The sequence below is a fragment of the Bacillus sp. FSL R7-0672 genome, from assembly GCF_038601465.1.
GTDB classification, from domain to species: domain Bacteria; phylum Bacillota; class Bacilli; order Bacillales; family Bacillaceae; genus Bacillus; species Bacillus pumilus.
This window is the reverse complement of the sequence record NZ_CP152010.1, coordinates 3,562,574-3,580,669: the sequence shown is the minus strand read 5'-3', so window position 1 is coordinate 3,580,669 and position 18,096 is coordinate 3,562,574. Positions and strand designations below refer to the sequence as shown.

General features: G+C 43.0%; 15 protein-coding genes. 10 read left to right on the top strand and 5 right to left on the bottom strand.

The annotated features are described in order from the left end of the window. The first annotated feature begins 56 nt into the window (after window positions 1-56). The 5 genes from MKY18_RS18260 (at window position 57) to MKY18_RS18240 (ending at window position 6,213) form a co-directional block, all read left to right on the top strand. Window positions 57-992 (top strand): nucleoside hydrolase, encoded by a 936-nt coding sequence (locus MKY18_RS18260; protein ID WP_342497631.1) that lies wholly within the window; start codon window positions 57-59, stop codon window positions 990-992. 92 nt (window positions 993-1,084) lie between these two features. Beyond that, a complete protein-coding gene (locus MKY18_RS18255) occupies window positions 1,085-1,942 on the top strand; it encodes a MurR/RpiR family transcriptional regulator (protein WP_106065941.1) in 858 nt (285 codons plus the stop codon). 185 nt (window positions 1,943-2,127) lie between these two features. Next, on the top strand, window positions 2,128-3,672 hold the full coding sequence (gene gntK / locus MKY18_RS18250; protein WP_126741009.1) for a gluconokinase: 1,545 nt from the start codon (window positions 2,128-2,130) through the stop codon (window positions 3,670-3,672). A 24-nt stretch (window positions 3,673-3,696) separates the two neighbouring features. Continuing rightward, window positions 3,697-5,025, top strand: a complete 1,329-nt coding sequence (locus tag MKY18_RS18245) for a GntP family permease (protein ID WP_126741008.1) — start codon at window positions 3,697-3,699, stop codon at window positions 5,023-5,025. An 81-nt stretch (window positions 5,026-5,106) separates the two neighbouring features. Beyond that, entirely contained in the window at window positions 5,107-6,213 is a 1,107-nt protein-coding gene (locus MKY18_RS18240) for a DNA alkylation repair protein (RefSeq protein ID WP_126741007.1), read from the top strand. Between the two features lie 32 nt (window positions 6,214-6,245). On the opposite strand, the gene MKY18_RS18235 is transcribed toward MKY18_RS18240, so the two are convergent. Next, a complete protein-coding gene (locus MKY18_RS18235; RefSeq protein ID WP_012011793.1) occupies window positions 6,246-7,583 on the bottom strand; it encodes an amino acid permease in 1,338 nt (445 codons plus the stop codon). Window positions 7,584-7,902: 319 nt separating this feature from the next. Here MKY18_RS18235 and MKY18_RS18230 point away from each other — a divergent pair, with 319 nt between their 5' ends. Further along, window positions 7,903-9,417 carry a PAS domain-containing protein gene (locus MKY18_RS18230; RefSeq protein WP_044140354.1) on the top strand — a complete coding sequence of 505 codons (1,515 nt, stop codon included), beginning with the start codon at window positions 7,903-7,905 and terminating at the stop codon, window positions 9,415-9,417. 40 nt (window positions 9,418-9,457) lie between these two features. Here the strand turns inward: MKY18_RS18230 and MKY18_RS18225 are convergent, their stop codons facing one another. Beyond that, a complete protein-coding gene (locus MKY18_RS18225; protein ID WP_340913589.1) occupies window positions 9,458-10,441 on the bottom strand; it encodes a Gfo/Idh/MocA family oxidoreductase in 984 nt (327 codons plus the stop codon). A 144-nt stretch (window positions 10,442-10,585) separates the two neighbouring features. Further along, window positions 10,586-10,945, bottom strand: coding sequence for a MerR family transcriptional regulator (locus MKY18_RS18220; RefSeq protein WP_003215283.1), 360 nt, complete (start codon window positions 10,943-10,945; stop codon window positions 10,586-10,588). Between the two features lie 308 nt (window positions 10,946-11,253). Between MKY18_RS18220 and yidA the strand changes: the two genes are divergently transcribed. Next, on the top strand, window positions 11,254-12,066 hold the full coding sequence (gene yidA / locus MKY18_RS18215) for a sugar-phosphatase (RefSeq protein ID WP_003215147.1): 813 nt from the start codon (window positions 11,254-11,256) through the stop codon (window positions 12,064-12,066). Window positions 12,067-12,102: 36 nt separating this feature from the next. Here yidA and MKY18_RS18210 read toward each other — a convergent pair whose 3' ends face one another. Beyond that, on the bottom strand, window positions 12,103-13,110 hold the full coding sequence (locus MKY18_RS18210) for a helix-turn-helix transcriptional regulator (protein ID WP_126741006.1): 1,008 nt from the start codon (window positions 13,108-13,110) through the stop codon (window positions 12,103-12,105). Window positions 13,111-13,239: 129 nt separating this feature from the next. On the opposite strand from MKY18_RS18210, the gene MKY18_RS18205 reads away from it, so the two are divergent. Together MKY18_RS18205 and MKY18_RS18200 are read left to right on the top strand one after the other, a co-directional pair. Further along, on the top strand, window positions 13,240-13,947 hold the full coding sequence (locus tag MKY18_RS18205) for a class I SAM-dependent methyltransferase (protein ID WP_126741005.1): 708 nt from the start codon (window positions 13,240-13,242) through the stop codon (window positions 13,945-13,947). Continuing rightward, the gene (locus MKY18_RS18200) at window positions 13,944-15,041 is read left to right on the top strand and encodes a saccharopine dehydrogenase NADP-binding domain-containing protein (RefSeq protein WP_113767914.1); all 1,098 of its coding nucleotides are present in this window, start codon (window positions 13,944-13,946) and stop codon (window positions 15,039-15,041) included. Before MKY18_RS18205 ends, MKY18_RS18200 begins: the two co-directional genes overlap by 4 nt. Window positions 15,042-15,121: 80 nt before the next feature. Here MKY18_RS18200 and MKY18_RS18195 read toward each other — a convergent pair whose 3' ends face one another. Then, complete coding sequence (locus MKY18_RS18195) at window positions 15,122-16,942, bottom strand: acyltransferase family protein (protein WP_065099226.1); 1,821 nt, start codon at window positions 16,940-16,942, stop codon at window positions 15,122-15,124. Window positions 16,943-17,182: 240 nt separating this feature from the next. Here MKY18_RS18195 and MKY18_RS18190 point away from each other — a divergent pair, with 240 nt between their 5' ends. Then, window positions 17,183-18,058, top strand: coding sequence for an aldose 1-epimerase family protein (locus tag MKY18_RS18190; RefSeq protein ID WP_185108134.1), 876 nt, complete (start codon window positions 17,183-17,185; stop codon window positions 18,056-18,058). Window positions 18,059-18,096: the final 38 nt, after the last annotated feature.

The window sequence follows — 18,096 nt, the reverse complement described above, 5'->3', positions numbered from 1 at the left end:
AGGAATATGCTATCATTCCTCTAACAACACTTTCAAATAAGGGAGAGATTTCAATCATGGCAAATAAAAAGAAATTGATCTTGGACGTAGATACTGGAATCGATGATGCGATTGGGATTTTGCTGGCGGTGAAAAGTCAGCAGTTTGATATGTTGAGCATTACAACGGTATGTGGGAATGTGTCTGTCGATGCGGCTACATTGAATACGTGTAAAGTGCTTGAGCTGGTTGAGGCAGATAATATTCCTGTCATCAAAGGTTCAGCAACTCCTCTTTTAAGAGCGCCCCATTATGAACATCGGGTGCACGGCGAGGATGGGATTGGCGGTGCTTTAAAGGATGCTCAGCCTAAGAAGAAAGCAGATGCTGGTTTTGCGTCTGATTTTATCATCGACCAAGTGATGCAGTATTCGAAGCAGGTTACGCTTGTGTTGACAGGACCTTTAACGAATTTAGCCCTTGCAGTGAAAAAGTGTCCTGAGCTGATTCATCATGTGAAAGAAGTCATTTTTATGGGTGGTGTCGTGCAGGGTCAGGGGAATGTCACGCCGGTAGCGGAATTTAATACATATGCAGACCCAGAAGCGGCGAAGTTAGTGCTGGATGCAGGGTTCCCTTCATTGACTCAAGTAGGATTAGATGTCACGAGACAGGTCTTGCTTACGGATGAAAGAATTGATGTAATTCAGAATGAAACGTTGGCCCATTATATTAGAGAGAGTACAAGCATTTACTGCCAGCGCTATTTTGAACGAAATGGTGTGTGGGCGTGTGCCATGCATGATCCGCTTGCTGTAAGTCTTGCCATTGACAAGCAGCTCGTGAGCACACAGGCTTTTCATGTGGACGTCGAGACGAAGAGTGAGTTTTGTGATGGACAGATGATCTGTGATTTTCAGCATCAATGGGAGAAAGAGCGCAACGTTCAAGTGTGTATGGATGTAGATGCTGACGCTTTCTTTGATTTATTGATCAAAACAATGAATGCTTAAAAAAGAAGTCTGTGCAAACAGGCTTCTTTTTTATAAGATGGGAACATGAGGAAATGTATGCGTTCACATGAATAAGGGAGGAGTGAAGTCAATTGGCTTCTGTTAGTTTAAGTAGTATTGAAAAAATACGAGCAGCAAGCAGAGGATTGCCGCCAAAGCTGAAAGGAATTGCAGAGCATATTACGAGTGAGCCCCGCGACATCATCCATTTATCTATTGTCGAGCTTGCGAAAAAAACTGCAAGCTCAGAGGCAACGATTTTTCGTCTTTGTAAAAGGCTTGGATTTGAGGGCTTTCAAGATTTGAAGATTGCTATTGCCCAGGAAATAGACCAAACAAAGCCTAATTATGTAGATGAAGAAATGAGTCTTGATGATGATATGGCTATTTTTATGCAAAAGGTTTTTCAGACGAATATATCCGCTTTAAAGGATAGCTTTCAATTGTTGAATCCAGAGGATGTAGAAAAGGCCATACAAATCATTCATGAAGCAAAACGCTTAGAGTTTTATGGAAGTGGTGGGTCTGGCCTCATTGCGACTGACGCTTTTCATAAATTTATGAGGACAGGCATCAACTGTATTGTTCACACAGATTCTCACTTTCAAGCGATGTCTGCTGGTCTTCTTGATCAGCACAGTACAGTGATCGGTATCTCTCATTCTGGACGAAATAAAGATTTGCTCGATGCGATGAAAACAGCAAAGGGAAAAGGGGCAAAAACCATCGGTATTACAAGCTATCAGCGCTCACCATTGAGTCAGCTTGCAGATGTCACGTTGTATACTGCGACACAAGAAACGGCTTTTCGAACAGAAGCGATGTCCGCAAGACTTGCTCAGCTGACGGTCATTGACGTTCTATATTTTGCACTTGCTCACTTAAGGCAGCAGGAAACAATAACAAATTTAAAGCAAATGCGAGAAACCATTTCACAAAAAAGGGTGTGATGATTCCGAAAATAAATTTTTCTGATAATGAAAAATGCTGATGTGGTAACGTTTGTGAGCTTTTTAGTGAAAATTATTTTCTTTTCGGTCGTTGAATGTCGAAAAAATTATTTTTATAATGGGATTTAACAGGCAATTCAAAAACTACATATGTGACTTCAAATCAATGATTGGGCGTGATACAGATGAAGGGAAACCAGGCGGTAATTGGTTTGGATATTGGAACAACAAGTACAAAGACGGTTCTGTTTGGACCTAAGGGGAAGGTATTAGCGAAGCATTCAGTTCCTTATGAGCTCATTCAGCCCCAGCCAGCATGGGTTGAGCAGGATCCTGAAAAGATATTAGAAGCCGTCATTGCGAGTGTAAGAGGTGCATTGACGAAAGCAGCATTTGATGAAGAAAATCTTATAGGCATCGGGATAAGTACAGCGATGCATTCCTTAATTGTGATGGATCAGGATGGAAAGGCGCTAACGAACAGTATCATTTGGGCAGATAACAGAAGTGCAGAACAAGCGAAACGAATCAAATCAAATATGGATGGCTTCCACATTTATAAAAGGACAGGTACACCGATCCATCCAATGTCACCGCTTTCAAAAATACGTTGGATGAAAGAAATGGCACCGGATGTCTTTAAGAAGGCAGCAAAATATATTTCGATCAAAGAATATATTCTTTATCATTTTTTCGGTCAGTATGTCGTCGATTATTCAATCGCTTCAGCAACGGGGCTGTTCCATTTGGAAACGCTTCAATGGGATGAGAAGGCGCTTCGTATTGCTGGAATTGAAGCCAGTCAACTATCTGAACTTGTCCCAACGACGTATCAACTGAGAGGACTTCAGCCAGAGATTGCATTGCGCATGGGCATTAAAGAAGATACACCATTTGTCATTGGTGCGAATGATGGCGTTCTAGCGAATTTAGGTGTGGGCGCGATTGGTCAAGGAGAGGTGGCTGTTACGATTGGGACAAGCGGTGCGGTCCGTACGGTTGTAGACAAACCAATTACAGATGAGCAATCAAGAACGTTCTGCTATGCCCTGACAGATAAGCATTGGGTTGTAGGAGGACCGACCAATAATGGCGGGATCATGCTGAGATGGCTGAAGGATGAATTCGGGTCGTCTGAGGTGGAGGTAGCAAAGCGTCTAGGTGTGGACCCTTACGATCTGATGATGGATATCGCGGAAAAGGTTCCAGCTGGTTCTGAGGGTTTGCTGTTTCTGCCATTTTTATCAGGTGAGCGGGCACCTTATTGGAATCCAAATGCGAGAGGCACCTTCTTTGGCATCGGTCTTCAGCATAAGCGGGAGCATTTTATTAGAGCGGTGTTAGAAGGCGTCATTATGAGTGTTTTCTCGATCGGTGTTGCCTTAAGGGATTTAACCGGTTCAGCAAAGGATGTCAGAGCTTCGGGCGGATTTGCACGATCTCCCCTGTGGCGGCAAATTTTAGCGGATACGATGGGTAGAGAAGTGCTTGTTCCAGAAAGCTACGAGGCGTCAGCACTTGGGGCGGCTGTCCTTGCACTTTATAGTTTAGGTCATATGGAAGAGATAGAAGAGGTTCAAGAGTGGATTCGGATCTCTGCTCGTCATGAACCTAATATGAAGAACAATGAAACTTACATAGAGCTGTTTTATTTATATGAGCACCTCTACGACAAACTGAAGGATGAATTTGATGTCATTAGTGCGCTGCAATTAAAACAAAATCGTTAAACATCAGGGAAAAGGTGGGAGAACATGCTTTTATTCATCGTGATTGCGGCGATTGTCCTTTTACTCATTCTCATTACAGTCGTTAAGTTGAATCCATTTGTGAGCTTAATTATTACTTCGATGCTAGTGGGCTTTGCAACGGGGATGGATTTGCAGGAAATCATTCAATCGATTAAAACGGGATTAGGCAATACGTTATCATTGCTGGCCATTGTTCTAGCGCTTGGTACCATGCTTGGGAAAATGATGGCTGAATCAGGGGGAGCAGAGCGAATAGCTCAAACTTTAATCGGCCGGTTTGGGACGAAGAATGTGCATTGGGCAATGATGTTTGTTGCCTTTATCGTGGGGATACCTGTCTTTTTCCAGGTCGGTTTCGTTCTTCTCATTCCTTTACTTTTTACAATTGCCATTGAAACAGGCATCTCGCTCGTAACAATTGGGCTCTCGTTAATCGCTGGCCTGTCTGTCGTGCATGGGCTAGTCCCGCCTCATCCAGCGGCAATGGCAGCCGTTGGCATCTATCATGCCAACGTGGGGAAAACCATTTTCTTCTCTATTATTGTGGGGTTGCCAACAGCGATTATTGCTGGACCGTTGTATGGAAAGTGGATTGGAAAACGGATACATAAACCAGTTCCGGAGATGCTGAGAAAGCAATTCACTGAACGAAATGAAGATCGAAGGCTACCCGGCTTTGCGAATACGATGTTTACCATATTGGTGCCGGTGATTCTGATGCTTCTTGCCACACTGGCGGACATTATCTTACCAGAGGACAATATGTGGTTCCAGGTATTCAAGTACATCGGAGATCCAATTACAGCACTGCTGATTGCAACGGTTTATTCTTTCTTCAGCCTTGGCTTTATGCAAGGGATGAGCCGTGACCGGGTGCTTTCATTTAGCAACGAGTGCTTAGGTCCAATCGCTTCCATCTTGCTAGTCATTGGAGCAGGCGGAGCTTTCAATAATGTGCTCATTGATTCGGGTGTTGGTGATTATATTGCAGATGTAGCCAAACACTCGCCGATTTCACCGATTTTGCTTAGCTGGCTGATTGCTGCGGTGATTCGTGTGGCAACAGGATCTGCGACGGTATCCATGATGACGGCAGCAGGTATTGTAGCCCCAATTGCTGCAACAATGCCGGATGTGAGCAGGGAGCTGCTTGTGTTAGCAACAGGAGCGGGTTCATTAATTTTATCTCACGTCAATGACTCTGGTTTTTGGCTGATCAAGGAGTATTTTGGTATGACCATTAAAGAGACGTTTTTGACATGGACGGCTATGGAGACGATCATTTCCGTTAGTGCGATTGCATTTATTATGATCATTAATATGTTTATATAGCGAACAAGCAGTCTGATTCTTTTGAGTCGGGCTGTTTTTAATACCACTTTTTTCAGATTGGGGTAAAATAATGATATTGAAATGTGGGAGGTGGACACGATCGAACCATTAAAACATGTGTACAATGAATTATTTATAAAAGAATTAGCAGAGAAACTTGCACAGTCTTCAACTGTATTTGATGTTGAGCCATTCAAGCGGCTCGTATTTCAAGAGGATTGGCAGCAGCTTGAGTTAAAAGGGCGGATGAGACGAGTCACTGAATCGATGCATGCCTGTCTACCAGAGGATTATGAGCAGGCAATTGAGGTACTGCGTCAGGCAGCCCCGCATTTTTCAGGGCTTAGTGCGCTCGTATTTCCAGACTACGTCGAGACGTACGGCCTTGCACACTGGGACCTCTCGATCAAGGCGCTCGAATTCTTCACATCCTTTTCCACTTCAGAATTTGCCGTTCGGCCATTTCTGATTCAAGATCAAGACAAAATGCTGGCGCGAATGCTCGTATGGTCTCAGGATCAAAATGAGCACATACGGAGGCTGGCTAGTGAAGGCTGTAGACCGCGTCTGCCATGGGGCTTATCTGTTCCTTCACTTAAAAAGAATCCTTCGGTCACGCTGCCCATTTTGGAAAACTTGAAGGCAGACCCGTCGCGGTATGTGCAAAAAAGTGTAGCGAATCATCTAAATGATATCTCTGCAATACAGCCAGACCTGATGAAGCAGACGGTTCAAAACTGGTATGGAACCAACAAACATACGAACTGGATTGTCAAACATGCATCCCGTACTTTACTCAAAAAAGGAGATCCAGATATTATGGCGTTGTTTGGTTATGGTGACGATCCATCCGTTCAAATAACGGATTTGAAGATCGTACAAGACCCTATTCGGATCGGTGAGAAAATGACTTTTCATTTTACTCTTCAAGCCGATAAGCCGCTAAAGCTGCGTGTAGAGTATGCCATAGACTACGTCAAAGCTCGGGGGACCCGCAATCAAAAGGTATTTAAAATCACAGAGTTTGAAACAGGCTCAGCGTTACATAGAGAATTCGTCAGGACGCAGTCTTTTCAAAATATGACGACAAGAAAACACTATGAAGGAATCCATACATTAACAATCATCATCAACGGCATCCCGAAAGCGTCGATTGATTTTGAAGTGACAGAAGACAGCAGCTCATGAAAAAACCCCGCCTCAATGGCGGGTTTTAGCGTTTAAGCCTTCTTTTTCATTAAGAATGAAGCAATGATGGCTGCGATTAAGAAACCAATGCTGATAATTGAGCTAGGCAAGTTTTCTTGTCTGAATAGAAACATCACAAAACTCACACTTAGTACAAGACCTGCAAATAAAGTCAAATACGGAAACAGCCACACCTTGAAATACGGCTCCTGTGGATATTTCGGGCGAAGTTTCAGATGTGCCATGCAAATGCTAATCCAAATGAGTGAAACAGCAAAACCAGGAATAGCCAGCATATAACTGAAGATTTGCTCTGGATATAAGTAAGCAAAGAATGTTCCGATGAGAAGAAACAGAACGGTCACCCATAAACTCAAAATGGGTACGCCTCTTTTATTGACCTGTGCCAGTTTTTTCGGACCGCCATCTGATTTAGAGAGAGAATGCATCATTCTCGTCGTTCCATAAATGCCAGAATTGGCCGCCGATAGAACGGCTGTAATCAATACGAAATTAATGAAGTGAGAGGCGCCTTGCATACCGGCTGCTGAAAAGACTTGAACAAATGGGCTGTTATTTGGATCAATTTGATTCCAAGGAATGAGTCCACAGATGATCAAAATCGGCAAAGTGTAAAATAAGATAATACGCCACATCATACTTTTAACAACACCAGGCAAGACCTTTTCGGCATCCTTTGTTTCTGTAATGGTCAGCCCGATCAATTCAGAGCCCCCGTAAGAGAAAATAACAACTAATAAAGAGGCAAAGATCGCACCCCATCCGTTCGGGACGAAGTTTTGATAGTTGGTGAGTGCAGATGTGCTTTGTTCGTTCGGAATGATCCCAAATAATAGGGCTGCACCAAGAATAATAAACACAATAATAACGAAAATCTTCATTCCAGCGAACCAAAACTCAATTTCACCAAAGTATTTTACATTATTTAAGTTAATTCCGATGACTAAGAGTGAGCAGAGTAAACATAGTGACCATAGCGGCACGTTCGGTAACCAGTATTGAAGCAGGCTGCCTGCCGCAATAATCTCGATGACACACACAGTGAGCCACATGAAACAGTAAACCCAGCCGACAACAAATGAAAAACGTTGACCAAGCGCAATCTGTATCAGGTCGCGAAGGTTATTTCCCGGATAGACAATCGCCATTTCAGCTAAGGCTGCCATCACGATGAGCAATAATAATCCGGCAAATACATAGGAAAAGATGACCCCAGGACCTGCTAAACCGATTGTATCGGCACTTCCCTTAAAGATTCCTGTACCAATGACCCCGCCCAATGCAATCATGCGAATGTGACGCGGTGATAAAAGCTTTTTTAATTCTTGTTGTTCCTGATTCGCGCTCATGACGTTCTCCTTTTTTAAAAATGCTTATGTTCCATTTTCTTTTTTCGCGACGTCAGTGTCAATATAAAAAAAGAGATTTTTCAGACAAAAACGGCGGTTGATTCTATCAAATGAGCCGTTTTCTTCCATAAATCCTTTCCATGACCCATCCCCAAAATCTGAAATTTCGTGAAAAAATGAACATTTGCCTTCATTCTGACATAAACAATTTTCAGTTTTTGTCGATATATCTTTTGTATTACTAAAGTCCTAATAAAGAATTGTTTATAACTGTAAAATATTTCAAAAAAGCATGAAGGAATGAAAGGAGTTATGAAAGATGTTTATGAGAAAAGCAAATGATTCGTCAGCGGGAACCCTTTTAAAGGAAAGCAGTCGATTAGTAGAACGAATTGACAAGGGAGACCTTTCAGCACGAATAGATACTGCTGCATTCTCTTCAAGTCAAACGATTGAAGCAGTAGCCCAAATAAATGAAGCTTTGCAAAAGATGCAGGAAGTAAATGAAGATATTCAAATGCGGATGAATTTGGTGACAAAAGCCATTCAAGTTGGTTTATGGGATATGGTCGTTATCGCTGGAGATCCGGTCAATCCAAAAAATGAATTCACATGGACGGATGATTTCCGCAAAATGCTCGGCTTTCAAAATGAGCACGATTTTCCAAATGTTTTAGACAGCTGGGCATCTCGAATCCATCCAGATGAACAAGAATATACCTTAAATGCATTCTCTTCGCATTTATTGGATCATTCGGGACGTACACCATATGATATCGAATATCGCTTGAAATTGAAAAACGGAGATTATCGCTGGTTCAAAGCAACTGGCACGACCATTCGTGATCGAAATGGTGTCCCTCTTCGTGTGGCGGGAGCTCTTTTTGATATTCATGATCAGAAATTGAAAGAAGAAGAACTGCAAGCATTCGTGACGAGATATGATTTGATCAACCGTGCGCTTGTGGAAGCTCCTTGGGATATGGTCGTAGAGGCTGGCGATTCAGTTAATCCACACAACGAATTCTGGTGGTCTCCACAGTTTAGAAAAACGCTTGGCTTCACAGATGAAAAAGATTTCCCGAACGTTTTGAGCAGCTGGAGCGATCGTTTGCATCCTGAGGATCAAGAAATGGCTTTGCAAGCCTTTGCGGATCATTTAAATGACCACTCTGGGCGCACGCCATTTGACATTGATTATAGATTGCAGAGTAAAAATGGCGATTATCGTTGGTATCATGCCGGTGGTGAAACCATTCGTGATGAGAAGGGTGTACCTCTTCGTGTTGCAGGAACCATTCGTGATATCACGTTAGAAAAAAATAAAGAGAAAACAGCCAATGAAATGGCTTCTCAGGTAGAACAGCTTTCAAGTTCTATTAGTGAGATGGTATCGGGCATTAGCTCTGTTACAAACCAAGCACAGGAACTTGCTGTAGCTCAAGAGAAGTCAACGTCTGCCGCAAATCTAGCGAAAAACAGTGCAGATGAGACGAAAAACATTTCTGACTTGATCAAAGAAGTGGCGAACCAAACGAACCTACTTGGTTTGAATGCTGCGATCGAAGCAGCTAGAGCTGGTGAGCAAGGACGCGGATTCTCAGTCGTCGCAGATGAAGTGCGTAAGCTGGCGCTTCATAGTGCCAATGCAACGGAGAATATCGAATCTAGTTTAACGGAAATGAAAACGCAAATTGATGAAATTCTTGAAAATATTTCGAACATGACAGCTCTTACGCAAACACAGGCTGCTTTAACAGAGCAAGTAAATGCTGCAGTCGATGAAGTGAACCACATGTCTCAGCGCCTTGTTGCCTATTCAAAGAGTATTTAATCGTCAAAACCGCCCTCTCATAAGAAGGCGGTTTTTTTCATTAAAATTGATCTGCTGGGAAAACAATACCGGCATCTTTTCTTGCAGCATCAAGGACTTTCATGACGGAGAGACTTTCATCGAGCCATGCATAGCACTGTTCATGATTATTTGTTTCAATGATGTGTTGAAAAGCCTCTGCTTCATAAAATAGGCGGTTTGAATTTGTTTGTGTATTGAGTGATATCACCTGGTCATTCACGTGAAGCAGCACTTCCTCACAGCCATTCGCTCCATTTTTCACATGAATGAAGCCCTTTTCTCCTTGAATCAATGCAAAATTCATGCTGCTTGTATCCTTACTGCCGACACTTGTCGCAATGAAATCATTGTAGGTGAAAGTCAAAACACCAGATGTATCGATGCCATTTAGGTGACGGTTTGCCTGGTAGCGAACCTGCTCCGGTGATCCGAAGAGATTCATGATGAAATGGACATTATAAATATTAATATCCATCAATGCTCCTCCTGAAAATTCAGGGTTAAAGACATTTGGCGTTTCGCCGGCTAGCAGCTGATTATATTTGCTTGAATATTGACTATAGTTGCATTGAACCAGTTTGATTTTACCTAATTGATGAAGGTGCTTTTTGATTAAATGATAGTTTGGCATATGAACGGTCGTAATGGCTTCAAAGAGGAGAAGCTGCTTTTCCTTTGCGAGTGCGATTAAGGCTTCCAGCTCTTTGACATTAGAGGTGAAAGGCTTTTCGCAAATCACATGTTTTCCGTTTCTTAATGCAGCCGTCGCATGCTCGCTATGTAATCGATTCGGTGATGCAATATAAACAGCTTCAATGTTTGGATCTTCTAGCATAGCCGTTAAATCTGTATAAGTCGTTTTTACATCAAATTGGTCTGCGAGCTTCTTTGCCGTTGCTTCCTTTCTTGAATAGACGGCATGACAAGAAGCGCCGTCAAGCTGTTCAATCGCTTGCAAGAAGCTTTCCACAATCACACCTGTTCCAATGGTTGCAATGTTCATTCTATTCAAAACCCCTTCCACTCGTTTGATATCAAGTAAAGCTGTCTCTAGTATAACTGATGTTTGAATCGCACGCGCACTTGAGACCTGGGCGTAGAGGGGCGCCAGTGGCAAACACTGGCACATCTTTGGCAACCCTTACAATTAGCTGATGTTTGCTAATGTTTGTTTTGTTAACAATTGAATGGCAGCTTTCCTCTTCTTTAACTCTTGAATGGAGTGTTGAATATCCTCAACTTTTTGTTCGAGCAGCTGTTCAGCTTCTGTCTTTGATTGTTTTTCAAATAGCGATTTAATAATTTCACGAATTTCTTTGAGTGAGAAATCTAGCTTTCTTGCTTCTGTGATAAAGGATAGCATGAGTACATATTTTTTATCATATAAACGATAGCCGTTATGTGCTCTCTTTGGTTCGGGGAGCACACCCTCATTTTCATAAAAACGAATGGTTTCAATATGCACACCAGACATTTTTGACAATTTACCTCTAGTAAACGTAAGCATTTCCTGCACCTCCTTTCTTTGCTATCCATCATACAATTAGATTTGCTAGTTTTAAAATATTCAGTGGTGAACATTTGTTATCATTTCCCCGTTGGAAAAGGGCAGAAACTCTATTTAAAGCAGGATAAATAGAATACGATATAATAGAGAAGGCATATGACAATTTTGTTACAGTGAGAACAAGTAGACAGCGTGATGAAAAAACGATAGGCTAAAATAGGTAAATAGTAATGATATAACCTGTCATCATATAGATGATGGCCTAAAATAGTGCAGCACGTTTTTTGCTGAGAAAAGGGGACCAGTGAATGTATAAATTAGTTGCAATTGATATGGATGGTACGTTATTAAATGATCAACATATGGTGCCGGATGAGGTGTTTGAAGCCATTCAACAGGCGAAAGCAGAGGGTGTTAAAATCGTATTATGTACAGGACGGCCTATTGGCGGAGTGAATCGCTATTTAGATGATCTTCAGCTCAATCAAGAGGGAGATTATGTGATTGCCTACAATGGGGCACTCGTCCAAAACAGTCACACAAATGAAGTAGTGTCAGAACTGACGTTATCCTATGAGGATTTAACTTCTTTATATAAGCTGAGCCGTGAGCTCGATACACCGATGCATTATTTCGATTCCGCTCATTTGTACACACCGAATCGTGATATTAGTGAGTACACAGTACTTGAATCTTATTTAACAAAGCTGCCGCTTAAATATTTACCTGTTGAAGAGGCAGATCCTTCAATGAGACTTCCGAAGATGATGTATATTGATCAGCCAGAACGTTTGGAAAAGACGATACAAGCCATTCCATCTGAAGTAAAAGACAAGTACATGATGGTGAAAAGTACAGATTTCTTCCTTGAGATCCTGCATCCTGAAGTCAGCAAAGGGAATGCCGTGAAGCTTCTAGCGAAAGAGCTGGGGATTGCTCGTGAAGAGGTCATGGCTATTGGTGACAATGGGAACGACGTATCGATGCTGGAATTTGCGGGCTGCGGCGTTGCCATGGGAAATGCCATTGATGATGTCAAAGCAGTAGCGGATGTTGTGACAAAATCCAATAATGAAGCCGGAGTAGCACATGTCCTGCATGAGTTAGTTTTAGGAAAATAAACAAAAAGCGGTCTACCACTGAGGTAGCCGCTTTTTTTATATGTGAGAGAAAAAGTAAACAAGCATCCGTCTGCTGCTCAAATTTGTCTTTTGCAGCATCGCCTTCACATGATCATGGACGGTATGGGTTGAAATAAATAAAGTACTGGCAATTTCCTTTGTAGACTGTCCTTTTAATAGGCAGTCGAGGACGTTCATCTCTCTTTCTGTCAGCTTGTATGTTTTTGCCGCATAAGGAAGAATATCATTGGTTTGGGCTCTCTTGATGTGAATCATGACAGCCTCTTCCTGACCGGCTGCCTGCGCTAATCGAAATGCTTGAAGAGAGAGGAACAGCCCCGTAGGCAATCTCGTCATGCTTGCCGCTGTTTGGTCGATGCCGCCGTATAAAAGTTTTGCCCCTAATGCTCTAAACGGGCGCGGCATAATCGCCCTGTCATGGATTTGTTCAAAGGCTTGAAACGTCTGAAGCCAATGAAGACCCGTCTCATTTCCATAAAGAAGGTTGTAATCGTGCGAGAGAATGAGGAAGCCTTGCTGCTCCGCCGCCGCGTCCTCTCCAGTATCTCTTTTCTTGAAAAGTTCATCTCTCAGCTTGGCTGCGAGTCTAGGCGTTTGTTCGATGACCGCTCTGATATCTTTTTCTTGAAAAGCTTCCTTGTCCTTTAGACGATAGAGGCTGGCAATACCCCAGCATTCTCCTTGAATCACAAGGGCTGCCCGCAATTCATCAGACCATCCTTTACGTAACAAAATGTCTTGGTAGCGCTCACTGTTGAGATATTCTCCGCTTTGGACCAGGCTCGCAGCATGAACAGGACCTTTGGCTAGAGACTCATGCTGATGCACGTCCTTTTTTAAGAACTCATTTTGAAACAGCTGGTCATGAATTTCTTCAATCGGTTCATCTGTGAAGGAACCTGTCGAGAGGAGAGTGGCTGGATCAATGGTCGTGATACAGGCGGCATCAAAATCAAGGACGGCAGCAAGCTCGTCCCGAATGTGTTGTCTCAGCTGCTGAAAATGAGTGGCTGGATTGGTCACATGATCTCCTCCTCAAAAATCCCCACTTTTAGGGATCGTGTTTTCTGGTGTCTCTTTTTACAATAAAGATGTCATACCGTTAGTGTACAGGAAACGATGTAAAGCGGAAAGGAACTGGAGGAGAAGGACATGAAAGGAAACAAGCATTGGCACGATCCCGTTGCTGAGTCATATGCAGCGACGATTGCCTATAAAGTACCCGGCTATCAGCTATTGCATGAGTTGACAATAGACGTATTAGAAACTGAATTAATGGGAACGGCTCCCCGCATCCTGACTGTTGGAGCGGGCGGGGGCGAAGAGATCATCAACATGCTTCAAAGAAAAGAAGACTGGCTCATCACAGGGATCGATCCGTCACCTTCTATGCTGGACATGGCGAAACGGCGAGTTACACAGCTTGAGATGGAGTCGCGTGTCACATGGCATGAGACCTCATTAGATAAGGTTTCTGCTGAACCTGTTTACGATGCAGGGGTGAGCTTGCTTGTCATTCATTTTATAGAAAAGCGCCAGCTCTTTTTAGAAGAGATTGCCCGCAGGCTTCAACCAGATGCGCCGTTTATTTTGGCATTTATACATGGAGAGATGAAGTCCCAAGCATTTCAACAGGAGCTTCACATGCTTTCTCTTTTCATGCAACGGCAAGGTCTAGAAAAAGAAGTGTTTACGTCCTTTAAAAACAGGCTGGGGAGCGCGACACACCCTGTTCCCGAGGAAGAGATAAAAGAGCATTTAATCAAAGCAGGATTTGAAGACATCAGACCTTATTTTCAGGCAGGAATGATTAAGGGGCTTGTTTGCAAGCGAGGCCGTAGAGAGGCGGATGAGAAATGAGATCACAGGTGATGGTGATAGGCGGCTATGGACATGTTGGACAGCAAATATGTCTTCAGTTAAGCGAAGTGTATCCAGGGCAAATTGTAGCGGCAGGCAGAAGCTATGAGAAGGCAGAGAAATTTTCACGCCAGACAAAAGGGAAAGTTCTTCCCTATCAATTAGATGTTAGTGAGCCGTTATTTTCGGACTGGATGGATCAAACAAAGCTGGTGATCATGTGCCTTGATCAAGAAGACCCGTCATTTGCTGAAACAGTTCTGCGGTCAGGTATTGATTATATCGATATCTCTGCGAAAGGGGCGTACATGGAACAGATGGCAAAGCTGGATCAGCAGTTCATCGGTGCAACGGCTTTACTCAGCGTTGGGCTTGCGCCTGGCCTTACGAATTTATTGGCAGCGAAAACAGTATCTATGCTCTCATCAGTGAATCAAATAGATATAGGGATTATGCTTGGATTGGGTGATCAGCATGGAAAAGCCGCCATTGAATGGACGCTTGACAATGTCCATACTGACTATGTGGTTACTGAGCATCATCAGCGTAAAAGAGTCAAAAGCTTTACTGGAGGCAAGCGTATAGATTTTGGTGTGCAACTTGGAAAGCGGCAAGCCTATCAGTTCCCCTTCTCTGATCAGCAGACATTGCCTTCGACGCTCAGCGTGCCTTCTGTGACAACAAGGCTTTGTTTTGATTCTCGCGCGGCAACGCGGGCGTTTGCCTTCACAAGGAGCCTTGGAATGACGTCCCTTCTCACTGTGCCGAAAATCAAGGAACGAGCCATTTCTATGATTCAATCTGCTCAAATGGGAACAGATCAATATGCAGTGAAAGTGGAGGCGACAGGAATGGAAGGGAACAAGATTCATCAAGCAGCGCTTGGAATAAAAGGGCATGATGAGTCTCAAGCAACAGCTCAAGTCGCCTCTGCTGCGGCACTGCTTTTATTGGGCAGGCGGTTTCAGACAGGTATGTTTCATATCGAACAATTATTTTCATTAGCATATGAGAATGGTGATTTTGCGTTGGTGGATCAAACAACGAAGGAAAAGCGTGTGTTAGCGCTGAAAGCCAGCCTTTTAACGGCATAAAAGAAGACTAGCAGGATGCTAGTCTTAGATTGTTGACAAAGTGCTAAAATGATGTTTATTTTAGCACTTTGTCTTCTTTTTTATGACGATGACACATCTCCTTTTTTCTTGATACTTGCTGTAATGAGCTGTGTCAATGTATCAGAGCCTTTTGTTGAAAGGTGAACACCATCAGGTTGAAAATAAGATGGCTGTCCGGTAGCGGCTGAATGCCAATCGACCAGGGTCACATTGGAATGTTGATCGGCCACTCGCTGAATGACTGCATTCACATCGCTTTCCCAAGACCTTGGGACTCTCGTGTTCACAAGGAAAATGTGCGCCTTTGAAAATTGCTGAATGAATGCTGTCAATGTGCCCTCAGTAAAATAGCCATTTGTGCCAAGTTCAATGATAACAGCGGCATCAGATTGATTAAATGAAGCATACTGAGGAGCGATGCTGACGGCTTCGTTCATTTGTCTGCCAACCTTTGCATCGATGGTGATTTGTGCATATGCCTTTTCAAGATTCGGTGCTATGTCCAGCATGACGGAATCACCAATAGCAAGAATTTGGTGGAACTGCTTCTGATCTGCTGCTTTCTTCTCGTGTTTTTCTTTCTTTTTTTTCGTTTTCGATTCCGTAGAGTCTCCTGCTTTTTTCGGTGCCGTCTTAATTTGTGTCACTTCCTTGGCATGTGGAGATGTATGGGATGAACTGGACATGCCAATGGTAAATAAGATTAAAAGAGCTGCAGTGATTCCAAGGAACACTTTATGAGACGTAGACCATTGTTTGAATCCCTTTTTCCAAATAGACCAAGAGGCAAAATATTGTGTGAAGCCAAGCCGGCGAATAGGCTGTTCGATGAAGCGGTAAGAGGCCTCTGCGATAAGTAAAATGGCAATGATCTGCAATGCGACACGCCCCATAGAAGGCTGTCCAATTTCAATGACAGGGGTGGTCAGCACGATGATGGGATAATGCCACAGGTAAATACCATAAGAACGCTTTCCAATCCAGACGAGCGGCTGATAGGAGAGCCATTTTCCCAATAGGCTTGCAGGGTGGCAGATGCATGCAATTAAAATCGCTGCATTAAGACAGAATAAAAGCATGCCGCCTTGATAGAGAAAGCCGTCAAATTCGTCCACTGCATAAACACATAGAAGAAAAACCGCAAAGGAACCAAAACCAGCGATATGTAAAATACGTCTGCCAACAGGAAGTAGTTTTTTGCTGGACAGTCTTTGCATGGGCCATACAAATGCTAGGCTGCACCCAATCAGAAGCGCAAATGCACGAGTATCTGTTCCATAATAAACCCTGCTTGGGTCCGTATCTGGTGAATAAAGAATTGCCATCCATAAGGCGGAGACAAGTGCAAGGCCAAAGGTGATCATTGGCAGATGGGATCTATTTTTCACCCATTTTAGCCCAGCAATCAATAGTACCGGCCAAATAATATAAAATTGCTCTTCTATCGCCAAAGACCACAAATTTTTCAGTGGAGATACAGCATTGAAGCTATCAAAATAAGAAAGCTGATGGAAAATGTACCACCAGTTACTGACATAAAAAAAGGACGATAAGGCATCGCCGCGAATGGACAATAGTGCATTCGAACCCGCAATCGCACACCAGCTGACGGTTAAGAAAATCATCACGTAAGCAGCTGGAAGAAGCCTTCTGATCCGGCCCATCCAAAATGGTAAAAGCTCTTGATAACCCAAATCCTGCTTATGTAACAAGATCGTCGTAATCAAGTAACCAGAGATCACAAAAAACAAATCAACGCCAAGAAACCCGCCGCTCGCAGGTCCAATATGTAAGTGATAAGCAATGACCGCCAATACAGCAACGGCTCTTAGCCCATCTAATCCTAATATATAACGTAAACGATTCTCCTTGCTGTTCATGAAAATGAATCCCCCATTTATGTCAAAACGCTTCTTTTTTGTTGTCACTCCAAAAGAACAACGATTCTTTTATTTTATATAAGATTAGACGAATCAGCATCACATTTTGTTGGCGAATTTCTGTCTTTTTTAAAAATTTTTATATAAAGAAAGAATTGAGGTCTGGAAGGCTGCCTTATTTTTATACTCAAAACCAAAATCCCTGTCATAATAAAAGAAGATGGAAAGGGGATGTGTGAAATGAGAACGATTGAAAATGATCAGTTATTGATTCAGATCAATGAGAGAGGTGCCGAGGTCAGAGAGGTGCTTCAAAAGGAAAGTGGACGTCAATATATGTGGTCTGGCGATCCTGCATACTGGGGCAGGGTGTCGCCTGTCTTATTCCCGATTGTTGGACGATTAAAGAATGACCAATACAAAATAGATGATCAGACCTATGAGCTCACGCAGCATGGATTCTTGCGTGATGTTGATTTTGATTTACATGAAGAAACGAAACATACAGTGACCTTTCAATATGAATCAAAAGGCCGCCACATCGAGCAGTATCCCTATGAATTTACCGCCCGTATTCGATACGAGCTGTCGGAAAATGGTCTGACGATTTCCTGGGAAATTGATTATGCCGGAGATGACACGATGTATTTCTCCATCGGAGGTCACCCCGCATTTCAAGTTCCGCTTGTTGAAGGAGAGCGCACAGCGGATTATACCCTGACATTGACGCCGTCTACTGAGCATCTTCCTGTCCAATATGAACTAAAAAATTCACTTATCAGGGAGAAAGAAAAAGGGATTCAGCTTGAAACGATTCAGCTTCGTCCAGAGCTTTTTCAGCATGATGCGATGATCTTTAGTCATATCAATCGAGTGTCATTGACGTCTCAGGCAGGTCACGGGGTTGAGGTTGATCTCACTGGTTTTCCGTTCGTTGGCATTTGGTCACCTTATCATCAAGAAAAAGGCACAATGGCCCCTTTTGTTTGTATTGAGCCTTGGTACGGTATTGCCGATGTTGAAGGGACGAATGGGCAGTACAAGGAAAAGTTTGGTATTCAAACTTTAGAGAAGAATGAGACCTTCCAAGCCGCCTATACGATTTTTTTCAAATGAACATTTGTGCATGATAAGTTGAACAATTTGTTATGATA

Coding starts and splice junctions, on each gene's coding strand:
- MKY18_RS18260 (WP_342497631.1), top strand. CDS start 57: ATGGCAAATAAAAAGAAATTGATCTTGGACGTAGATACTGGAATCGAT.
- gntK (WP_126741009.1), top strand. CDS start 2,128: ATGAAGGGAAACCAGGCGGTAATTGGTTTGGATATTGGAACAACAAGT.
- MKY18_RS18245 (WP_126741008.1), top strand. CDS start 3,697: ATGCTTTTATTCATCGTGATTGCGGCGATTGTCCTTTTACTCATTCTC.
- MKY18_RS18240 (WP_126741007.1), top strand. CDS start 5,107: ATGTGGGAGGTGGACACGATCGAACCATTAAAACATGTGTACAATGAA.
- MKY18_RS18235 (WP_012011793.1), bottom strand. CDS start 7,583: ATGAGCGCGAATCAGGAACAACAAGAATTAAAAAAGCTTTTATCACCG.
- MKY18_RS18230 (WP_044140354.1), top strand. CDS start 7,903: ATGTTTATGAGAAAAGCAAATGATTCGTCAGCGGGAACCCTTTTAAAG.
- MKY18_RS18225 (WP_340913589.1), bottom strand. CDS start 10,441: ATGAACATTGCAACCATTGGAACAGGTGTGATTGTGGAAAGCTTCTTG.
- MKY18_RS18220 (WP_003215283.1), bottom strand. CDS start 10,945: ATGCTTACGTTTACTAGAGGTAAATTGTCAAAAATGTCTGGTGTGCAT.
- yidA (WP_003215147.1), top strand. CDS start 11,254: ATGTATAAATTAGTTGCAATTGATATGGATGGTACGTTATTAAATGAT.
- MKY18_RS18205 (WP_126741005.1), top strand. CDS start 13,240: ATGAAAGGAAACAAGCATTGGCACGATCCCGTTGCTGAGTCATATGCA.
- MKY18_RS18200 (WP_113767914.1), top strand. CDS start 13,944: ATGAGATCACAGGTGATGGTGATAGGCGGCTATGGACATGTTGGACAG.
- MKY18_RS18195 (WP_065099226.1), bottom strand. CDS start 16,942: ATGAACAGCAAGGAGAATCGTTTACGTTATATATTAGGATTAGATGGG.
- MKY18_RS18190 (WP_185108134.1), top strand. CDS start 17,183: ATGAGAACGATTGAAAATGATCAGTTATTGATTCAGATCAATGAGAGA.